The 19,197-nt window shown below is 70.4% G+C and carries 16 protein-coding genes, 5 tRNA genes and 1 pseudogene; 13 read left to right on the top strand and 9 right to left on the bottom strand.

Annotation, left to right across the window (positions count from 1 at the left end; translation table 11 throughout):
• The 8 genes and pseudogenes from ACWGN5_RS06810 to ACWGN5_RS06775 all read right to left on the bottom strand — a co-directional run.
• A pseudogene (locus tag ACWGN5_RS06810) lies at positions 1-136 on the bottom strand (ATP-binding protein); the annotation flags it as partial.
• Entirely contained in the window at positions 117-668 is a 552-nt protein-coding gene (locus ACWGN5_RS06805) for a DUF742 domain-containing protein (protein WP_453511770.1), read from the bottom strand. The gene ACWGN5_RS06805 and the pseudogene ACWGN5_RS06810, both read right to left, overlap by 20 nt.
• Before the next feature lie 92 nt (positions 669-760).
• On the bottom strand, positions 761-1,174 hold the full coding sequence (locus tag ACWGN5_RS06800; RefSeq protein ID WP_026057603.1) for a roadblock/LC7 domain-containing protein: 414 nt from the start codon (positions 1,172-1,174) through the stop codon (positions 761-763).
• 7 nt (positions 1,175-1,181) lie between these two features.
• The gene (locus ACWGN5_RS06795) at positions 1,182-4,436 is read right to left on the bottom strand and encodes a nitrate- and nitrite sensing domain-containing protein (RefSeq protein ID WP_453511768.1); all 3,255 of its coding nucleotides are present in this window, start codon (positions 4,434-4,436) and stop codon (positions 1,182-1,184) included.
• Between the two features lie 339 nt (positions 4,437-4,775).
• Positions 4,776-5,357 carry a GTP-binding protein gene (locus ACWGN5_RS06790; RefSeq protein ID WP_116158662.1) on the bottom strand — a complete coding sequence of 194 codons (582 nt, stop codon included), beginning with the start codon at positions 5,355-5,357 and terminating at the stop codon, positions 4,776-4,778.
• Positions 5,338-5,742, bottom strand: coding sequence for a DUF742 domain-containing protein (locus ACWGN5_RS06785; RefSeq protein ID WP_017235980.1), 405 nt, complete (start codon positions 5,740-5,742; stop codon positions 5,338-5,340). Before ACWGN5_RS06785 ends, ACWGN5_RS06790 begins: the two co-directional genes overlap by 20 nt.
• A 165-nt stretch (positions 5,743-5,907) precedes the next feature.
• Entirely contained in the window at positions 5,908-6,321 is a 414-nt protein-coding gene (locus ACWGN5_RS06780; protein WP_015036421.1) for a roadblock/LC7 domain-containing protein, read from the bottom strand.
• 9 nt (positions 6,322-6,330) lie between these two features.
• Positions 6,331-10,191 (bottom strand): nitrate- and nitrite sensing domain-containing protein, encoded by a 3,861-nt coding sequence (locus tag ACWGN5_RS06775; protein ID WP_453511766.1) that lies wholly within the window; start codon positions 10,189-10,191, stop codon positions 6,331-6,333.
• Between the two features lie 568 nt (positions 10,192-10,759).
• On the opposite strand from ACWGN5_RS06775, the gene ACWGN5_RS06770 reads away from it, so the two are divergent.
• The 9 genes from ACWGN5_RS06770 (at position 10,760) to ACWGN5_RS06730 (ending at position 14,759) form a co-directional block, all read left to right on the top strand.
• Entirely contained in the window at positions 10,760-10,963 is a 204-nt protein-coding gene (locus ACWGN5_RS06770; RefSeq protein WP_369146730.1) for a hypothetical protein, read from the top strand.
• Positions 10,964-11,091: 128 nt separating this feature from the next.
• Complete coding sequence (locus tag ACWGN5_RS06765) at positions 11,092-11,886, top strand: fumarylacetoacetate hydrolase family protein (protein WP_369146731.1); 795 nt, start codon at positions 11,092-11,094, stop codon at positions 11,884-11,886.
• A complete protein-coding gene (gene gltX / locus ACWGN5_RS06760; protein ID WP_453511764.1) occupies positions 11,879-13,354 on the top strand; it encodes a glutamate--tRNA ligase in 1,476 nt (491 codons plus the stop codon). Before ACWGN5_RS06765 ends, gltX begins: the two co-directional genes overlap by 8 nt.
• 61 nt (positions 13,355-13,415) lie before the next feature.
• The gene (locus ACWGN5_RS06755; protein ID WP_453511763.1) at positions 13,416-14,138 is read left to right on the top strand and encodes an HAD family hydrolase; all 723 of its coding nucleotides are present in this window, start codon (positions 13,416-13,418) and stop codon (positions 14,136-14,138) included.
• A 95-nt stretch (positions 14,139-14,233) separates the two neighbouring features.
• A tRNA-Gln gene (locus ACWGN5_RS06750) sits at positions 14,234-14,305 on the top strand.
• A 41-nt stretch (positions 14,306-14,346) separates the two neighbouring features.
• Positions 14,347-14,419 (top strand) — tRNA-Glu (locus ACWGN5_RS06745).
• A 61-nt stretch (positions 14,420-14,480) separates the two neighbouring features.
• Positions 14,481-14,553 (top strand) — tRNA-Glu (locus tag ACWGN5_RS06740).
• A gap of 22 nt (positions 14,554-14,575) precedes the next feature.
• A tRNA-Gln gene (locus tag ACWGN5_RS06735) sits at positions 14,576-14,647 on the top strand.
• Positions 14,648-14,683: 36 nt separating this feature from the next.
• A tRNA-Glu gene (locus tag ACWGN5_RS06730) sits at positions 14,684-14,759 on the top strand.
• 133 nt (positions 14,760-14,892) lie between these two features.
• Here ACWGN5_RS06730 and ndgR read toward each other — a convergent pair.
• Complete coding sequence (ndgR, locus tag ACWGN5_RS06725; protein ID WP_005311436.1) at positions 14,893-15,609, bottom strand: IclR family transcriptional regulator NdgR; 717 nt, start codon at positions 15,607-15,609, stop codon at positions 14,893-14,895.
• A 140-nt stretch (positions 15,610-15,749) separates the two neighbouring features.
• Between ndgR and leuC the strand changes: the two genes are divergently transcribed.
• The 4 genes from leuC to ACWGN5_RS06705 all read left to right on the top strand — a co-directional run bounded on the left by leuC (position 15,750) and on the right by ACWGN5_RS06705 (position 18,942).
• On the top strand, positions 15,750-17,174 hold the full coding sequence (gene leuC, locus ACWGN5_RS06720; protein ID WP_453511762.1) for a 3-isopropylmalate dehydratase large subunit: 1,425 nt from the start codon (positions 15,750-15,752) through the stop codon (positions 17,172-17,174).
• Positions 17,175-17,180: 6 nt separating this feature from the next.
• Positions 17,181-17,774 (top strand): 3-isopropylmalate dehydratase small subunit, encoded by a 594-nt coding sequence (gene leuD, locus ACWGN5_RS06715; RefSeq protein WP_041131426.1) that lies wholly within the window; start codon positions 17,181-17,183, stop codon positions 17,772-17,774.
• 104 nt (positions 17,775-17,878) lie between these two features.
• Positions 17,879-18,106, top strand: coding sequence for an SCO5555 family protein (locus ACWGN5_RS06710; RefSeq protein WP_015036430.1), 228 nt, complete (start codon positions 17,879-17,881; stop codon positions 18,104-18,106).
• 143 nt (positions 18,107-18,249) lie between these two features.
• Positions 18,250-18,942 (top strand): HU family DNA-binding protein, encoded by a 693-nt coding sequence (locus ACWGN5_RS06705; RefSeq protein WP_369146738.1) that lies wholly within the window; start codon positions 18,250-18,252, stop codon positions 18,940-18,942.
• Positions 18,943-19,197: the final 255 nt, after the last annotated feature.

Genomic DNA, 19,197 nt, shown 5'->3' with positions numbered 1-19,197 from the left:
CGTCGGTACGCAGCGGGTTGATCTCCGAGACGGCGCCGACGAACGTGGTCTTGCCCACGCCGAAGCCGCCCGCCACCACGATCTTCGCGCTGGTGGTTGAACGGGCCGCGCCGCCGCTAGAGCTTGCGAAGTCCACTGAGCACCCTTTCGAGCAGTGTCACGTCTGGCTGACCGCCGGCGGCCTCGTCGCCGCCGGGCTGGTGGATGGCGACAAGTCCGGCCTCGGCCAGGTCGGCGACGAGGATTCGGGCGACGCCGAGGGGAATGGAGAGAAGTGCCGAGATCTCCGCGACCGACTTGATCTCGAAGCAGAGCCGGCAGATCCGCTGGTGCTCGGGCAACTGCCCCTGCAGCCGGGCGGGATCGGCCGTCGTACTGACCAGCGCCTCGATGGCGAGCTGGTAGCGCGGCCGGGTCCGGCCGCCGGTCATCGCGTACGGGCGCACCAGCGGGTTGTGCCCGCCGGAACCGCCCGCGGCGGACGGACCGCGCGAGGCGGCCGGCGAACCCGCGGCCGTCGACGGGACCTGAGGCTGCGCGTAGGGCTGCGAGACGCCCTGTCTGCTCGGGGCGGAGGGAAAGTTGAACCGGTTCTGCGCGGTGTCGCCCAGCGGCGCCTGGTGCGCGTCGTAACCGTTGTAAGGGCTACCGCCCGGGGGTGTACCCACGTCTCCTCCTCCGACTGCCTCGCGGCCCATGTCCCTTGGACCCGCGCCACCGCACCCTACGGTGCGGTGGCACGAAACGCACTGTCTGTCTGTTAGTTGAGAAGACTTCCCTGAAGTTCCGCCCGGAGGTCGGGGGTCAGAACCGTACCCGCGCGATCCACGAGCAGGGCCATCTCGTAGCCCACGAGACCGATGTCGGCCTCCGGGTGGGCGAGGACGGCCAGCGAGGAGCCGTCCGAGATCGACATGATGAAGAGGAAGCCGCGCTCCATCTCCACCACGGTCTGGTTGACCGCACCGCCCTCGAAGATCCGGGACGCGCCCGCGGTCAGCGAGGTCAGTCCGGAGGCGACGGCCGCCAGCTGGTCGGCGCGGTCACGGGGGAAGCCCTCGGACATCGCCAGCAGGAGTCCGTCGGCGGAGACCACCACCGTGTGCGACACCCCGGGGGTGTTGTCCACGAAGTTGGTGATCAACCAGTTCAGATTCTGCGCCGCCTGGCTCATGCTCACACTAACGCTCCTGGTTGTAGGTACTGCCCGGGCCGAGGCCCGATCCGTTCGTGTCCGTTCCCGCGTTGCGTCCCTGCTGGACGCCCCGGCGCAGGTTGCTCAACCTGCCCCGTACGTCCTCGGGCGCGCGGGAGACCTGGGGGCCGCCCTGCGGGGTCTGCTCAGCCGTGCCCTCGACCAGGTTGGCCTTCGGGACCCGCCGGGGAAGACCGGACGAGGTGACCCCGCCCGCCTTGGGGTCCTTGAGCTTGCCGGCCCGCTGCCAGCGCTCGTCGTTGGTCGAGCGCCATTCGTCGGAGCCGTCGGCTGCGTTCTGCTGCTGCGCCGGCTGCGCGGGCTTCGGCTGCTGCGGCGCCTGCGACGGCACCTGCTGCGTCTGCTGGCCGACGCTGCCGCGGCGCGGCAGACCGGCGTCGGTCAGTGCGTGTCCGGCGTCCGGGGCGGGACTCGCGGTCGGACCCGGACGGTCGAAGCCTACGCGGTCGGGGGCCTGTTCGGGAGCGCTCGGAGCAGATTCCGATTCCGCTCCGAAATCCTGTCCGTAGCCGCCCTGGTAAGCGTTCTGATCCGGCCACTCTGCCTGGTGGGGCTGGGGTTCGAACGCATTGCCGTACTGCTGGTGTTCGGTTCCCGGGGTCTCGTACGAAGCTTCCGCATAGCCCTGCTGCGGGTAGGCCTCGTAGCCCTGCTGCGGGTAGCCGTAGGCGTCCTGCTGCGGGTAGTCGGCCGCGTACTCCTGGCCGTACTCCTGCGGCTGCTGGGCCTGCGCGTACTCCTGCGCCGGGTACTGCTCCGCCGGGTACTCCTGGGCCTGCTGCTGCCCGTACTCCTGACCCTGGTCGTACTCCTGGGCCTGGCCGTACTGCTCCGCCGGCTCCACCTCGTCGCGGAAGAGCGGACGCTCGCCGCCCTGCGCCTGGGCCTCCAGGGCCGCACGGCGCTCCTCGCGCTGCAGCGAGCGGTTGACCGGGTCGAGCTGACGGTCGTCCTCGGCGGGCTGCTCGTAGCGCGAGTCGTCGAAGCCGAGGTCGGCCGCGGTGAGCATCGGCTGCTGCGGGGCGGCCTCGAAGGCGTTCGGCTGCTGCTGCTGCTGCGGAATGATCTGCGAGACGGTGAAGTCGTCCTGGAGCGGCTGCTCGCCGCCGCCGCCGTGCGTGATCGCGTCCGGCAGCATGACGAGCGAGGTCGTCCCGGCCTGCTCGCCCGAGGGGCGGAGCTGGACCCGGATGCCGTGCCGGTCGGCGAGCCGGCCGACCACGAAGAGGCCCATGCGCTGCGAGACGGCGGCGTCGACGGTCGGCGGGTTCGCCAGCTTGTGGTTGATGTCCGCGAAGTCCTCGGCGGTGAGGCCGATGCCCTTGTCGTGGATCTCGACCATGACGCGGCCGTCGGGGAGACGGGTCGCGGTGACGCGGACCTTGGTCTGCGGGGAGGAGAACGTGGTGGCGTTCTCCAGGAGCTCGGCGAGCAGGTGCACGAGGTCGGTCACGGCCTGGCCGTGGATCTCGGCCTCCGGCACGCCCGCGAGCTCGATGCGCTCGTACTGCTCCACCTCGGAGGAGGCGGCGCGCATGACGTCGACCAGCGGGACCGGCTGGTCCCAGCGGCGGCCCGGCTCCTCGCCGGCGAGGACGAGGAGGTTCTCGCCGTTGCGGCGCATACGGGTGGCCAGGTGGTCCAGGCGGAAGAGGTTCTCCAGCTGGTCCGGGTCGGCCTCGTTGTTCTCCAGGTCGGTGATGAGGGTCAGCTGGCCCTCGATCAGCGACTGGTTGCGGCGCGAGAGGTTCGTGAAGATCGCGTTGACGTTGCCGCGGAGCATGGCCTGCTCGGCGGCGAGCCGGACGGCCTCGCGGTGGACCTGGTCGAAGGCGCGCGCGACCTCGCCGATCTCGTCCTGCGAGTCGATCGGGATGGGCTGGACGCGGGTGTCGACCCGGCCCGGCTCCGTACGGGAGAGCTGGTCGACGAGCATCGGCAGGCGCTGCTCGGCGATGCCGAAGGCGGCGGTGCGCAGCTGGCGCATCGAGCGGCTCATCTGGCGGGCCATCATCCCGGCCAGGATGAAGGCGGCGAGCAGGGCGACGACGACGATGCCGCCGTTGACCCAGGCGTCGGTCTTGGCCTCGTCGGAGATCCGGGCGGCCTCGGTCACGGCCTTGTCGACGAGGGCCTTCTCGACCTCGCTGTAGCCGTCGAACTTGGCGGTGGCGACGGCCATCCAGGTCTCGGGCGTGATCTTGTCGGCCTTCAGGGCCGCGATGCCCGCGGCGCCCTTGGCAGTGCCGATCCGGGAGGCCACACCGGAGTAGACGGAGCCGTCCTTGCCCTTGGGGAGCTCGACGCCGGCCGCGGCCATCTTCTTCTCGCCGTCGGCGGCCTTGGCGGCCATGGCCTTCTTGAGCAGCGCGACGTCCTCGGGCAGACCGCCGGAGCTGAACTCGCCGAGGGCGATCTGCTCCAGGTAGTTGTACGAGTTGAACGCCACGGACTGCTGGGCGAAGACCTCGTCCTTCGCGCTGGGGCGGAGCAGGAGCTGGGTGCCGATGGAGCGCTGGAGGGACTCCGCGCCCTTCGAGAGCTGGATCGCGTAGACGCTGCGGCCGTAGCTGGTGACGTTGCCGGTGCCCAGCCCGAGCTCGTTGGAGAACTCGGTGAGGTAGTGCTGCACGCCGGTGTAGCCGAGCTGGGTGTTCACCGGGTCGAGGGAGCGGGTGTACGCGGCCTTGCGCAGCTGCTCCAGCTTGGGCTCCTCGTCCTGGAACAGCCGCAGACGGCGCTCCAGGCCCTGGCCCGAGGGCATGCTCTTGACGGCCTCGTCGAACCTCGCCTTGGCGGCGTCGGTCGCGGCGTACGCCCGCGTGACCTCGTCGACCTTGCGGTCCTCGGGGGTCTTCGCGACGAGCAGCGGGCCGGCGGTGAGGTCACGCTCGTTGAGCAGGGCGGTGCTGTACTCCGAGGCGGCGCGCACGATGAGCGCCGTCTTCTCGGCGTCCTGCGCCTCCTGCCAGGTGTCGATAGCGGCCTTGACCTGGAAGCTGCCCATGACCAGGCCGACGAGCACGGGTATGCAGAGGATCGCGTTCAGGCGGGTGGGCACCCGCCAGTTGCGGGGCGACAGCTTGCTGGAGCTTCCCTTGGGCGCCTCGGTGGGGGGCGGCGTCACGGGCACGTCCGCGGGCGACACCGCCGTCCGGGACGGCGGCGTGAAGTTGCCCCGCGTCTCCTGCTCCGCGGAGCTTTCCTTGCTTCGCCTCACTCGACCAACAACCTCTCGGCGTCGGCACCTACGTTGTGCCGGTGTTTCGTTCAGGGCCGTACTACTCGGGAGTTCATGAATTGCAGCACGTGAAGGGGGTCCGTTCCAAACAGTGGGAAGCGGGCCCTTTCAGTGGTCCAGGCCTCACATAAAACGGGCATAAAGAGCGAGCCCCGCCAAATGGCGGGGCTCAGGTGAGCGCAGTGACACCGATCGGATGCGTCGGGTGTCCGGGGCGCCCCAATTCTCTGTCGAAATGTTATGAACGCGCGGGCGGCCGTGTCGAAGGACACAGACCGCCCCTGGCAGCGGCATATGACAACCGCCCTGTCCCGTCCTCTACTTGAGCCGCGCCATGAGGGCGTGCTCGACGAGCGTGATGAGGGCGCTCTTGGCGTCCGCGCGGTGGCGGGCGTCGGTGGTGATGATCGGGGTGTCGGGTCCGATCTGGAGCGCCTCGCGGACCTCCTCCGGCTGGTACGGCTGGTTGCCGTCGAAGCCGTTGAGGGCGATGACGAACGGCAGCCCCGAGTTCTCGAAGTAGTCGACCGCGGGGAAGCAGTCGGCGAGGCGGCGGGTGTCGACGAGGACGACGGCGCCGATGGCGCCGCGGACCAGGTCGTCCCACATGAACCAGAAGCGGTCCTGACCCGGCGTACCGAAGAGGTACAGGATGAGGTCCTGGTCGAGGGTGATGCGGCCGAAGTCCATGGCGACAGTCGTCGTCGTCTTGCCACCGGTGTGCGTCAGATCGTCGATGCCGGCCGACGCGGAGGTCATGACGGCTTCGGTACGCAGCGGGTTGATCTCCGAGACGGCGCCGACGAACGTGGTCTTGCCCACGCCGAAGCCGCCCGCCACCACGATCTTCGCGCTGGTGGTCGATCTGGCCGCGCCGCCGCTAGAGCTTGCGAAGTCCACTGAGCACCCTTTCGAGCAGTGTCACGTCCGGCGTGCCGCCGGTCTCTCCGTTGCCCGGCTGGTGGATCGCCACCATGCCGGCCTCCGCCAGGTCGGCCACGAGGATCCGGGCGACACCGAGCGGCATCGACAGGAGGGCCGACACCTCGGCCACCGACTTGACCTCGCGGCAGAGGTGGCAGATCCGCTGGTGCTCCGGCAGGAGCGTGGCGAGGTGTGCCGGGTCGGCCGTGGTGCTGACCAGCGCCTCGATGGCGAGCTGGTAGCGCGGCCGGGTCCGGCCGCCGGTCATCGCGTACGGACGCACCAGCGGCTGGTCGCCCTCGTGTCCGTACTCGTCGACTGAGGCGCCGTACGGATCGTGAGAGGCGGGGGGCGGGGTCATGAATCCTCCGGGCGTGACAGCAAGACTTCTGCCGTCTGATGGGGCCGGTGGGGGGCCGGGTGGGGCGGCCGGACGATGAACAGTGCCCAGAACGGTACGGAGGGGCGTACCGCCCTGCGGTCGGTCGGGTGCGGACGGATGTGGGGTCCGTCCGCCGTAGGTGACCTAGTGGAGCAGGCTGCCCTGGAGCTCCGCACGGAGATCCGGGGTGAGCACGCTGCCGGCCCGGTCGACCAGCAGCGCCATCTCGTAGCCCACGAGGCCGATGTCGCACTCGGGGTGCGCGAGCACGGCCAGCGAGGAGCCGTCGGAGACCTGCATGAGGAAGAGGAAGCCGCGCTCCATCTCCACCACGGTCTGTGCCACGGGACCGCCCTCGAAGATCCGGGACGCGCCCGCGGTCAGCGAGGTCAGTCCGGATGCGACCGCCGCCAGCTGGTCGGCGCGGTCGCGGGGGAATCCTTCGGACATGGCCAGCAGGAGTCCGTCGGCGGAGACCACCACCGTGTGGGACACCCCGGGGGTGTTGTCCACGAAGTTGGTGATCAACCAGTTCAGATTCTGCGCCGCCTGGCTCATCGCGTTCAACTAACGCTCCTGCTGATGGTTCGGACCGAGGTGGTGGCTACCCGTGGTCGAGTTGCCGGCCTGGCGGCCCTGCTGGATGCCGCGGCGCAGATTCGTGAGCCGGCCGCGGACGTCGTCGGGTGCACGCGAGACCTGGGGGCCGGCCGTGTGGGCCTGCTCCTGTGCGGTCCCGGGTACGAGGTTGGCCTTCGGCACACGGCGCGGAAGACCGGAGGTGGTGACGCCGCCGGCCGCGGGCTTGCGCACCCGCTCCGCCTGGCGCACCAGCTCGTCGTTGGGCGAGGTCCGCCAGGCGGCCCCGCCGTTCTGGCGGCCGTCGGCGGCCGGGTCACCGGCCGGACGCTGCGCCGGAGCGGACGGCTGCGACACGACCGGTGTCGGCATCGTCTGCGTCAGGTCCACCTGCTGCGGAGCGGGCTGCCGCGCCTGCTCCTGCGGGTACCAGTTGGTCTCCAGGTTGTCGTACAGCGGGGTACGGGCATCACCCGCGCCACCGGCCGGCGGCAGGGCCTCCGGACGGCGCGGCTGCTGGAGCTGCGGCTGCTGCGGACGGCCCGGCTCGGCCGGACGCGGGGCACCGAAGTCCTCGCCGGTCCGCTGACGCGGCGCCGGGGGCTGGGCCTGCGGGGCCTGCTGCTGCGCCTGCGGTACGAAGGGCTGCCGGCCGAACTGCTGCTGCTGCGGGCCGCCCTGGTACCCCTGGGGCTGCTGGGGGGCCTGCGGCTGCTGCGGGGCGCCGAAGTCCGGGCGCGGGAACTGGCCGGTGGAGCCGGGACCCTGCGGGGCACCGAAGTCGGGGCGCGGGAACTGCGCCGTCGAGGACGGGTCCTGCTGGTACGCCTGGGGCTGCGGAGCCTGCTGCTGGGCCTGCGGCTGTCCCCCTGGGCCCTGCGGCCCGGGAGGTGCCCCCAGCGGGGCGCCGAAGTCCGGGCGCGGGAACTGGCCCGTGGAACCGGGACCCTGCGGAGCCGCCGGCCCGCCGAACAGGCCCGCCGACTCAGGCTCCTCGTGGCCGCGCGGGGCGTCCAGCGGGGACATCTCCTGCTGCGGGCGCCGGACCGGCTGCTGCTGCGGGTCGTTGCCCCAGCTCGCGGCCTGCGGGCGCTGCGGCTGGGGGTTCCCGCCGGGCAGCTCGGCGCGCGGGAAGTCGTACCCGCCCTGCTGGTTGCCCTGCTGCGGCTGCTGCGGGGCGGCCGGTCCGGACTGGTTGCCCCACACGTCCGTACGGGACGGGATGGCGCTCGCGGCGCCGCCGATGAGGCCGCCCCCGCCGGGGCCCGGACGCAGCGCGTCGGGCGACTGGGGAGCCTGCGGGGCCTGGGGGACCTGCGGCATCCGGCCGGTCTGGTCCAGCTGGGCGTTCTGCGGCTGCGGGGTGCGGGACTGCGGCGCGCCCTGCGGGCCGCCGGCGAGCGGGGCACCGTCACGGGCGGGCAGCGCGGCCCGGGGACCGCTCGCACCGACCTGACCGCGCGCGGCACCGGCGCCGAGACGGCCGGCCGCCGAGGACGGGGCACCGCCCTGGCCCGGACGCCCGCCGGGGAGACCCGGGGCGCCGGGACCGCCGGCCGCGCCGGGACCGCCGGGGAGACGGCCGCCGGGGGCGGAGGCACCCTGCGGCATCGCGCCCTGGCCGCCCGCGCCCGGCTTGGGCATGGGCTTCTTGCCGCCCTGGGCGACGTCGACGGGGAGCATGACGAGCGCGGTGGTGCCGCCCGAGTCGGACGGGCGCAGCTGGATCCGGATGCCGTGTCGCAGGGACAGGCGGCCGACCACGAACAGACCCATGCGGCGGGAGACCGAGACGTCCACGGTGGGCGGCGAGGCGAGCCGCTCGTTGATCGCGGCGAGGTCCTCGGGGGAGAGGCCGATGCCGGTGTCGTGGATCTCGACGAGCACACGGCCGTCGGGCAGCGCGTGACCGGTGACCCGGACCTTGGTCTGCGGGGAGGAGAACGAGGTGGCGTTCTCGAGCAGCTCGGCGAGGAGGTGCACGAGGTCGTTGACGACGCGGCCGGCGACCTCGGTCGCCGGGACCGCGGCCAGTTCGATGCGCTCGTACTGCTCCACCTCGGAGGCGGCGGCACGGAGGACGTCGACCAGCGGGACCGGACGGGTCCAGCGGCGGCCGGGCTCTTCACCGGCGAGGACGAGGAGGTTCTCACCGTTACGGCGCATACGCGTCGCGAGGTGGTCGAGCTTGAACAGCGAGGAGAGCTGGTCCGGGTCGGCCTCGCGGGACTCCAGCTCGGAGATGAGCGAGAGCTGACGCTGGATGAGGCCCTGGGAACGCCGCGAGAGGTTGGTGAACATCGCGTTGACGTTGCCCCGGAGGAGGGCCTGCTCGGCGGCGAGGCGGACCGCCTCGCGGTGCACGTCGTCGAAGGCCGCGGCCACCTGGCCGATCTCGTCCCGGGAGTGCACACCGACGGACTCGACGGAGGTGTCGACGTCCTGCGGGTCGGACTCGGAGAGCTGCTTGACGAGCTCGGGCAGACGGTCCTGGGCGACCTTGGTCGCGGTGTCCTGGAGCCTGCGCAGCGAGCGGATCATGGACCGGGCCACGACGAAGGCGCCGATGAGCGAGACACCGAGGACGAGGAGGATCAGCGCACCGTTGATGATGGCGTCGCGCTGCGACTCCTGCTTCAGCTCACGCGCCATGGTCTCCATGTCACCGAGCAGACCTCGCTCGATGCGGTTCATGGCGGCGATCTTGGTGCTGTACTCGTCGGTGAAGTTCAGATAGCCACGCGGGTTGGTGCCCGCCTGCAGGGCGTTGTCCGAGTTCAGCACGCGCTCGGCGTACTTGTTGGCGGCGTTGATCGAGGGGTCGCCGCTGTTCAGCGACTCGGTCCGCTCGGCGGCGTCACCGCCGGCCGACTCGTAGATCGACTGGAAGGACTTGAGCTCGACGCCCTCACTGTTGAGGGCGGCCTCGCCGTAGAGACGGTCACCCTGCGCCAGCTGGCCGCGCTTCTGGTCGCTCGGCGGCAGGGCGGCCGCGATGATCGCCTGCTGGATGGAGGCGTACTCCTTGGCGGACGAGAACGCGGCGAGCGCGCGGGTCCGCTTGATCATCTCGGGGTTGCTGGTCGCCTGCGCCATGTCCTGGGACAGGCTGAGGAGCGAGCGGATGAGGCGGCTGTACGCCTCGACCGTCACCGAGTTCGACGCGCTCTTCGAGTAGGCGGTGCCGCGGATCGAGTGGAGCTCGGCCAGCTGCGAGGCGATCTGGCTGACGTTCTGGCGGATGCTGAGCAGCGCCTCGTCGCCCTCGGCGACCGGGATGTCCTCGGTCGCGTCGAGGAAGGCCTTGTACTCGCGGTCCGTCCGGCGGCGCTGGTTGGCGACCGGGTAGTCGCTGACCGGGCGGCCGTTGGCCAGCGGGCCGGCGGACAGGTCGCGCTCGGCCTGCAGGGCCTGCGCGAGGTCCGTCGCCTCTCGGGTCAGCTTGGTGAGCAGCTGCATGTGGTCGAGCTGCTCCATGTCCTGGAGCGAGTCGCTGATGCGGATGCCGCCCAGGGTGGTCGCGGCGACCACGGGGAGGGTGAGGAGTGCGACCAGACGCGTGGAGATGCGCCAGTTGCGCAGGGCTATTCGCGGCCCCACCTCGTTCTCGGCGCGGGCCTTGGCGGGCGCGGCGGCCGGCTCGGCGGACTTGGCGGACTTGGCCGAGGAGCTTCCGCGCCTGCCGCCGTCACCGCCCTCGCCGGAAGGTCCCTGACCCTGGTTCGGGGTGTGCGAGGCCGAGGGACCGCGGTCGGTCCCGGCACGCGGTTCCTGCTCCGCCGGAGCATCCGCTCGGCCCTGGCGGGCCTGGGGAGACCCCGAGCCATCCCTCTTGAAACGTCCCTGCACTAGCGTCGCAACCTCTGGACCAGGCGTCCTTCCGGGTGAACGGAGAGGACGGTGTCGGCGTCGATCGGGGCGCGTGGAGCGCCCCAGGTGGTCGTCGGTGACCGGCGCAGTTCCCCCTTCCCCGCCACTAGGCCGACGCTGCGTTGCGCCTCCTGCGCGCCGGCTTGAAACCCGCGGCGGTGCGTGGAATTCCAGCACAGTGCCGGATCTCCAACAAGGGCCGCGTTTCGTGGCGGGAGGGGTATGACAACGTGTGCACGACACGTCACCCCATGTAGAAGATGATCACGGAGGATTCGGACTTTTCCAGCCCAATGGGCGGGCGTCCCTGTGTGTCCCAGTCGCCATGATCAGGAGCGGAATGACTCATTCAATGGCGGAATGTCCCTTTCCGTGGTGACCGGCGACCGTCCGTAATGCCCGGAATATGAGGCAAGTGGTGAGCAAACTCACACCCGAATCGATGTCTCAGCCATGCATTCGAAGGGAATCGCATGTTTAGCCTGACGCTTTACACCCCTTCGCGCCCGTACGGGCGCCCCTCCCGGAACAAGGTCTGATCACCGCGATGAAGACGACGACGCTCCGCAAGACGGCCAACCCCCGCCGTTCCACCCTCGTCCACCTCTCGGACGCCGCAGACCTCGGCCGGGGCGCCCAGCCGGAGTACTCGGTCGAGCTCCCGGGCAACACGGCCAACCCGCGCCGCACGATCCTGATGCAGGCCCCGGCGCCGTACCAGCCGCAGCCGTACGCCACCGCGTCCCGCTGACCCGGCCGGGCCCCGGCCCGCGGCGCCTCCGTCATCACCCCCGGTGATATCGCCGGGCGGCCGCCCCTCGCCGCGTTAGCCTGGAGCGTCAGACTCCAGCCAGTACCAAGTGAGGGGCGACAGCACTCGTGCGCATCGCCAGATTCTCCATCGACGGCAATGTGGCCTTCGGCGCCGTCGAGGGCGAGGACCCCGCCGAGTCCGCCGCGTCCGGCGGCCTCGTCCTCGACATCATCAAGGGCATCCCGTACACCGACTTCGAGCTCAGCGGCACCAAGGTCCCGCTCAGCAAGGTACGGCTCCTGCCGCCCGTGCTCCCCAACAAGGTCGTGGCCATCGGCCGCAACTACGCCGAGCACGCCGCCGAACTCGGCAACGAGGTCCCCGACGTCCCCGTCGCCTTCTTCAAGCCCACCACCTCGGTGATCGGCTCCGGCGACGCCATCGAGTACCCCTCCTTCTCCAACGAGCTGCACCACGAGGCCGAACTGGCCGTGGTCATCGGCCGCATGTGCCGCGAGGTGCCCCGCGAGCGCGTGAAGGACGTCATCTTCGGCTACACCTGCGCCAATGACGTCACCGCCCGCGACGCCCAGCAGCGCGAGAAGCAGTGGGCCCGCGCCAAGGGCTTCGACACCTCCTGCCCCCTGGGTCCCTGGGTGGAGACCGACCTCGACCCGAGCGACCTGACCATCCAGGCCACGGTCAACGGCGAACAACGCCAGCTGGGTCGGACGAGCGACATGATCCGCTCCATCGAGGACCTGGTCGTCCACATCACCGAGGCCATGACGCTGCTCCCCGGCGACGTCATCCTCACCGGCACCCCCGCCGGGGTCGGCCCCCTCAACGTCGGCGACGAGGTCGCCGTCACCATCGAAGGCATCGGCACTCTCACCAATAAGGTGATCAAGCGTGGCTAACGCGAACATCCGCGTCCGTTTCTGTCCCTCGCCGACCGGCAACCCCCACGTGGGTCTGGTCCGCACCGCCCTCTTCAACTGGGCCTTCGCCCGGCACAACCAGGGCACCATGGTCTTCCGCATCGAGGACACCGACGCCGCTCGCGACTCCGAGGAGTCGTACAACCAGCTGCTCGACTCCCTGAAGTGGCTCGGCCTCGACTGGGACGAGGGCCCCGAGATCGGCGGCCCCCACGCGCCGTACCGCCAGTCGCAGCGGATGGACATCTACAAGGACGTCGCCGACAAGCTGCTCGCCGGCGGCTACGCGTACCACTGCTTCTGCACCGCCGTGGAGCTGGAAGCCCGCCGCGACGCCGCCCGCCTGGCCGGCAAGCCCTCCGGTTACGACGGCACCTGCCGCAACCTGAGCGCCGAGCGCATCGAGCGCTACCGCGCCGAGGGCCGCGAGTCGATCGTCCGCTTCAAGATGCCCGACGAGCCGATCACCTTCACCGACCTGGTCCGCGGCGAGCTCACCTTCACCCCGGACAACGTGCCGGACTACGGCATCCTCCGGGCCAACGGCGCCCCGCTGTACACCCTGGTCAACCCGGTCGACGACGCCCTCATGGAGATCACCCACGTCCTGCGCGGCGAGGACCTGCTCTCCTCCACCCCGCGGCAGATCGCGCTCTACAAGGCGCTCATCGAGCTCGGCGTCGCCAAGGAGATCCCCTCCTTCGGCCACCTGCCGTACGTGATGGGCGAGGGCAACAAGAAGCTCTCCAAGCGCGACCCGCAGGCCTCCCTCAACCTCTACCGGGAGCGCGGCTTCCTCCCCGAGGGCCTGCTGAACTACCTGTCGCTCCTCGGCTGGTCCTTCTCGGCCGACCAGGACCTCTTCACCATCCCCGAGATGGTGGAGAAGTTCGACATCGCCGACGTCAACGCCAACCCGGCGCGCTTCGACCTCAAGAAGGCCGAGTCGATCAACGCCGACCACATCCGGATGCTGGACGTGAAGGCCTTCGCCGAGGCCTGCGAGCCCTGGCTCCGGGCCCCGCACGCCAACTGGGCCCCGGAGGACTTCGACCGGGCCGCCTGGGAGGCCATCGCGCCGCACGCCCAGACCCGCCTGACCGTCCTCTCGGACATCACGGCGAACGTGGACTTCCTCTTCCTGTCCGAGCCGGTCTTCGACCAGCCCTCGTGGGACAAGGCCATGAAGGGCGAGCCCGCGGCCCTCCTGACCACCGCCCGCGAGAAGCTGGTGGACGCCGACTGGAACGACCCCGAGTCGCTCAAGAACGCCGTCCTGGCCGCCGGCGAGGCCCACGGCCTCAAGCTCGGCAAGGCGCAGGCCCCGGTCCGCGTCGCCGTCACCGGCCGCACGGTCGGCCTGCCGCTCTTCGAGTCCCTGGAGATCCTGGGCAAGGAGAAGACCCTGGCCCGCATCGACGCGACCCTGGCGAAGCTCGCCGCCTAGGCGACAGCCGTACGCACCGGTACCCCCGTCCCGCACCCGGGACGGGGGTACCGTCGTCTCCATGGCCATCCGCGCGGTGCTCTGGGACATCGACGACACGCTCTTCGACTACGCGAGCGCGGACCGGACCGGGATGCGGGCGCATCTCGCGGCCGAGGGGCTGCTCGGGGCGTACGGCTCCGTCGAGGAGGCCCTGCGGCGCTGGAAGGAGCTCACGGAGCTGCACTGGCGCCGGTACGAGGCCGAGGGCGGGGACTTCCGGGACCAGCGGCGCGACCGGGTGCGGGACTTCCTCGGCCGACCGGAGCTCACCGCCGTCGAGGCCGACGACTGGTTCGACCGGTACGTGGTCCACTACGAGGCCGCCTGGGAGCTCTTCCCCGACACCGTGCCCGTCCTCGACCTGCTGGCCCGTGACTACCGTCACGGGATCCTGTCGAACTCCAGCATCCACAACCAGGACCACAAGCTCCGCGCGCTGGGCGTACGGGACCGCTTCGAGGCCGTCCTGTGCGCCGCCGAACTCGGCGTGGCCAAGCCCGCCCCCGAGGCCTTCCACGCCGCCTGCACCGCCCTGGACCTGCGCCCCCACCAGGTGGCGTACGTCGGGGACCACCCGGACATCGACGCCCGGGGCGCCGTGGAGGCGGGCCTCCGGGGCATCTGGCTGGACCGCGCGGGGACCGGCGGAAGGCCCGAGCTGATCCGGATCACCGACCTCCGCCAGCTGCCCGCCGTGCTGCGTGCGGATACGCGTTTTGGAGCACCGTCCACCTTCGGGTAATGTTCTTTCTGCGCCGAGGGGAACGGGCCGAAAGGCCGGAAAGCCCCGGAAGCGCAAGCCGAGCAAGATCCCTTCTCGAAGTGATCACGTTCCGGTGGCCTATGGTGTAATTGGCAGCACGACTGATTCTGGTTCAGTTAGTCTTGGTTCGAGTCCAGGTAGGCCAGCTCGCAGAGCTCATCTGCACTTGTGGATTGGCATCCACGAAGCCCCCGTTGTGTAGCGGCCTAGCACGCCGCCCTCTCAAGGCGGTAGCGCCGGTTCGAATCCGGTCGGGGGTACAGATCCTTCCCGCAGGGTCACTTGGGTAGCTCCCGGTGAAACTGATGCAGGATCGCTAGGGCCCCCGTTGTGTAGCGGCCTAGCACGCCGCCCTCTCAAGGCGGTAGCGCCGGTTCGAATCCGGTCGGGGGTACGACGCTGGTCTAACCACGTATTGGTCTATGGTGTAATTGGCAGCACGACTGATTCTGGTTCAGTTAGTCTAGGTTCGAGTCCTGGTAGACCAGCTCGGATCCGCGGCGGTAACGCCTGTGTGATCCAACGCCCCCGTTGTGTAGCGGCCTAGCACGCCGCCCTCTCAAGGCGGTAGCGCCGGTTCGAATCCGGTCGGGGGTACCAGACGAAGAAGCCCTTCCCTTCGGGGGAGGGCTTCTTCGCTGTGCGCGTCCACCGACTGTACGGGAACACAACTCCGGCCCACCGCTGCGGCGTTGGAGCGGTGGGCCGGTACGAACAGGAGGAACGGAGAAGCTCAGCCGTTGCGGCGGAGCGCCTCGGAGAGACGGGCGGCGGCGTCGATGACCGCCTGGGCGTGCATACGGCCCGGGTGGCGCGTCAGACGCTCGATCGGACCCGAGACCGACACGGCGGCCACCACGCGGTTCGAGGGGCCGCGTACGGGCGCGGAGACGGACGCGACGCCCGGCTCCCGCTCACCGATCGACTGGGCCCAGCCACGGCGCCGTACGCCCGACAGGGCCGTCGCGGTGAAGCGGGCGCCCTGGAGGCCGCGGTGCAGCCGCTCGGGCTCCTCCCAGGCCATCAGGATCTGCGCCGACGAGCCGGCCTTCATGGTCAGCGTCGAGCCGACCGGGACCGTGTCCCGCAGGCCCGAGAGCCGCTCGGCCGCCGCCACGCAGATGCGCATGTCGCCCTGGCGCCGGTAGAGCTGGGCGCTCTCGCCGGTGACATCGCGCAGATGCGTCAGAACCGGGCCCGCGGTCGCGAGCAGGCGGTCCTCGCCGGCCGCGGCGGCGAGCTCCGCCAGGCGCGGTCCGAGGATGAACCGGCCCTGCATGTCGCGGGCCACCATCCGGTGGTGTTCCAGTGCCACGGCCAGTCGGTGGGCCGTGGGTCGTGCGAGTCCCGTCGCCGCGACCAGTCCTGCGAGGGTGGCCGGACCGGACTCCAGGGCGCTCAGGACAAGGGCTGCCTTGTCGAGAACGCCTACGCCGCTAGAGTTGTCCATGCAACGATATTCGCGTCTCACTCTGTGAAACGCAAGTTCAATTTTTCTCGGAACCTGTGACCCTGGAGATGCGGCCGCACAACGGCCCGCGAAACGGGTCTCTAGTTGTGCCGGCGTAGACGTCGGCCGGAGGGAAAGCGATGGGTAGGACACTCGCGGAGAAGGTCTGGGACGACCACGTCGTCCGGCGCGCCGAGGGCGAGCCCGACCTCCTCTTCATCGATCTGCACCTGCTGCACGAGGTCACCAGCCCGCAGGCCTTCGACGGCCTCCGGCAGAACGGCCGACAGGTGCGGCGCCTCGACCTCACCATCGCCACCGAGGACCACAACACCCCGACCCTCGACATCGACAAGCCGATCGCGGACCCGGTCTCCCGCGCACAGCTGGAGACCCTCCGCAAGAACTGTGCCGAGTTCGGCGTCCGGCTGCACCCGCTGGGCGACGTCGAGCAGGGCGTCGTCCACGTCGTGGGCCCCCAGCTGGGCCTGACCCAGCCCGGCACCACCGTGGTCTGCGGCGACTCGCACACCTCCACGCACGGCGCCTTCGGCGCGCTGGCGTTCGGCATCGGCACCAGCCAGGTCGAGCACGTGCTCGCCACCCAGACGCTGCCGCTGGCCCGCCCGAAGACCATGGCCATCACGGTCGACGGCGAGCTGCCCGAGGACGTCACCGCCAAGGACCTGATCCTGGCGATCATCGCGAAGATCGGCACCGGCGGCGGCCAGGGCTACATCCTGGAGTACCGCGGCTCCGCCATCGAGAAGCTCTCGATGGAGGCCCGGATGACCATCTGCAACATGTCGATCGAGGCCGGCGCCCGCGCGGGCATGATCGCCCCCGACGAGACCACCTTCGCCTACCTGAAGGGCCGCGCCCACGCCCCCGAGGGCGAGGACTGGGACGCCGCCGTCGCGTACTGGAAGACCCTGAAGTCCGACGAGGACGCCGTCTTCGACGCCGAGGTCGTCATCGACGCCGCCTCGCTGGCGCCGTTCGTCACCTGGGGCACCAACCCCGGCCAGGGCGCGCCGCTTTCGGCGAACGTCCCCGACCCGGCTTCGTACGAAGACGCTTCGGAGCGCCTGGCCGCCGAAAAGGCCCTGGAGTACATGGGGTTGACCGCCGGACAGCCGCTGCGCGACATCAAGGTCGACACCGTCTTCGTAGGCTCCTGCACCAACGGCCGCATCGAGGACCTGCGCAACGCCGCCGCCCTCCTGGAAGGCCGCAAGGTCGCCGACGGCGTCCGCATGCTGATCGTCCCCGGCTCGGTCCGGGTCGCCCTGCAGGCCGTCGAAGAGGGCCTGGACAAGGTCTTCAAGGAGGCCGGGGCCGAATGGCGGCACGCGGGCTGCTCGATGTGCCTGGGCATGAACCCCGACCAACTGGCCCCCGGTGAGCGCTCCGCGTCCACCTCCAACCGCAACTTCGAGGGCCGGCAGGGCAAGGGCGGCCGGACGCACCTGGTCTCCCCCCAGGTCGCCGCCGCCACCGCCGTCCTGGGCCACCTGGCCTCCCCGGCCGATCTGTCCGACGTCGCCACCACCGCGGGGGTCTGAGGAACCATGGAAGCTTTCACCACGCACACCGGCCGGGCCGTCCCGCTGCGCCGCAGCAACGTCGACACCGACCAGATCATCCCGGCGCACTGGCTGAAGAAGGTCACCCGCGACGGCTTCGAGGACGGCCTCTTCGAGGCCTGGCGCAAGGACTCCGAGTTCGTCCTCAACCGCCCGGAGCGGCAGGGCGCCACGGTCCTGGTCGCCGGCCCCGACTTCGGCACCGGCTCCTCCCGCGAGCACGCCGTCTGGGCGCTCCAGAACTACGGCTTCCAGGCCGTCATCTCCTCCCGCTTCGCCGACATCTTCCGCGGCAACTCGCTGAAGAACGGCCTGCTGACCGTGGTCCTCCCGCAGGAGACGGTGGACGCGCTCTGGGAGCTGACCGAGGCCGACCCGACCGCCGAGATCACCGTCGACCTGGAGGCCCGCAAGGTCCTGGCCGCCGGGATCGACGCCGACTTCGAGCTCGACGAGAACGCCCGCTGGCGTCTGCTGAACGGTCTGGACGACATCAGCCTCACCCTTCAGAACGAAGCCGACATCGCGGCCTACGAGGCGGCTCGACCGGCCTTCAAGCCCCGTACAATTACGGTCTGAGCAGCGCTTTTCCACGACTGCGCCCCCCACCGCCCGGTGGGGGGCGCAGTCGCTTGTTGAGACCCTGTCGGGCGACAACTCGCCCTAGATGGCACAATCGGTGCATGGAACGCGACAGCCAACTCGAGCTCTACGAGGCAGTCGCCGCCCGATTGAAGGAAGCGCACACAAGGGTGCGCTCACTGCAAGTCCCGGAGGGCGTAAGGATGGCGCTGTCCCGGAAGCTGCTGGTCGTCACGGCAGCGGCGAAGCACGATCTCAAGGACGCGGCAACGCGTCTCGACCGGTTGATGAAGGACCTCGATGAGGGCCGATTCCCAGAGGACGACTGACACCAGGAACTCCGCAACGGGACTTCCGCGTTGCGGCACTAGGGTGATTAGACCGTTTCGTGTTTGATTTGCGGTATATACATGCCTAACGTGCGAAAAAGCTTGAACACTTTCGTTCTGGCAATGTCTCCGAAGGGGAAGACGTGAACAAGGCGCAGCTCGTAGAAGCGATTGCCGACAAGATGGGCGGTCGTCAGCAGGCCGCCGAAGCCGTCGACCACGTGCTCGACGCCATCGTGCGTGCCGTGGTGGCCGGCGACCGGGTCTCGGTCACGGGTTTCGGCTCGTTCGAGAAGGTCGACCGGCCGGCCCGCTACGCCCGCAACCCGCAGACGGGTGAGCGGGTCCGGGTCAAGAAGACCTCCGTCCCGCGCTTCCGTGCAGGTCAGGGCTTCAAGGACCTGGTCAGCGGCTCGAAGAAGCTCCCCAAGGGCGGCGAGGTCTCCGTCAAGAAGGCCCCCAAGGGCAGCCTCACCGGTGGCGCCTCCGCGACCGTGAAGAAGGCCGCCGCCAAGAAGGCCACCACCGCCAAGAAGGCCGCCGCGAAGAAGGCGACCCCGGCGAAGAAGGCCACCACGGCCGCCGCCAAGAAGGTGACGCCGGCGAAGAAGACCACCGCGGCCGCCAAGAAGGCGACCCCCGCGAAGAAGGCCACCACGGCAGCGGCGAAGAAGACCACCGCCGCCGCCAAGAAGACCACCACGGCCGCCGCGGCCAAGAAGACGGTCGCCAAGAAGACCGCTCCGGCCAAGAAGGCCACGGCGAAGAAGGCGCCCGCCAAGAAGACGACGGCGCGCAAGACCACCGCCGCCAAGAAGACCGCCGCCAAGAAGTAGGACGCGCGGTACCGACCCGCCGGGCCGGGCTTCCCCTCGGGGAGCCCGGCCCGGGGGGCGGGGGAGGGGGGGGCGGCCCGCCGAACATCTGGAGCGGGCCCACCCGGGTGCGGGGCCCCCCGCCCCCCGGGGCGGGCGCGGCCCCGGAGCGCCCCCCCAGCCCCCGCCCCCCCCGCCACCAAGGAGCCCGCGTGAGAACAGGGGCCCACACCGTCGGGGCCGTACACGGCGCCGCCCGCCTCCACGGCCACGCCG

The organism is Streptomyces sp. NPDC055815, from assembly GCF_053616475.1.
The sequence above is the reverse complement of the archived record's forward strand: the minus strand, read 5'-3'. Positions and strand labels throughout refer to the sequence as shown.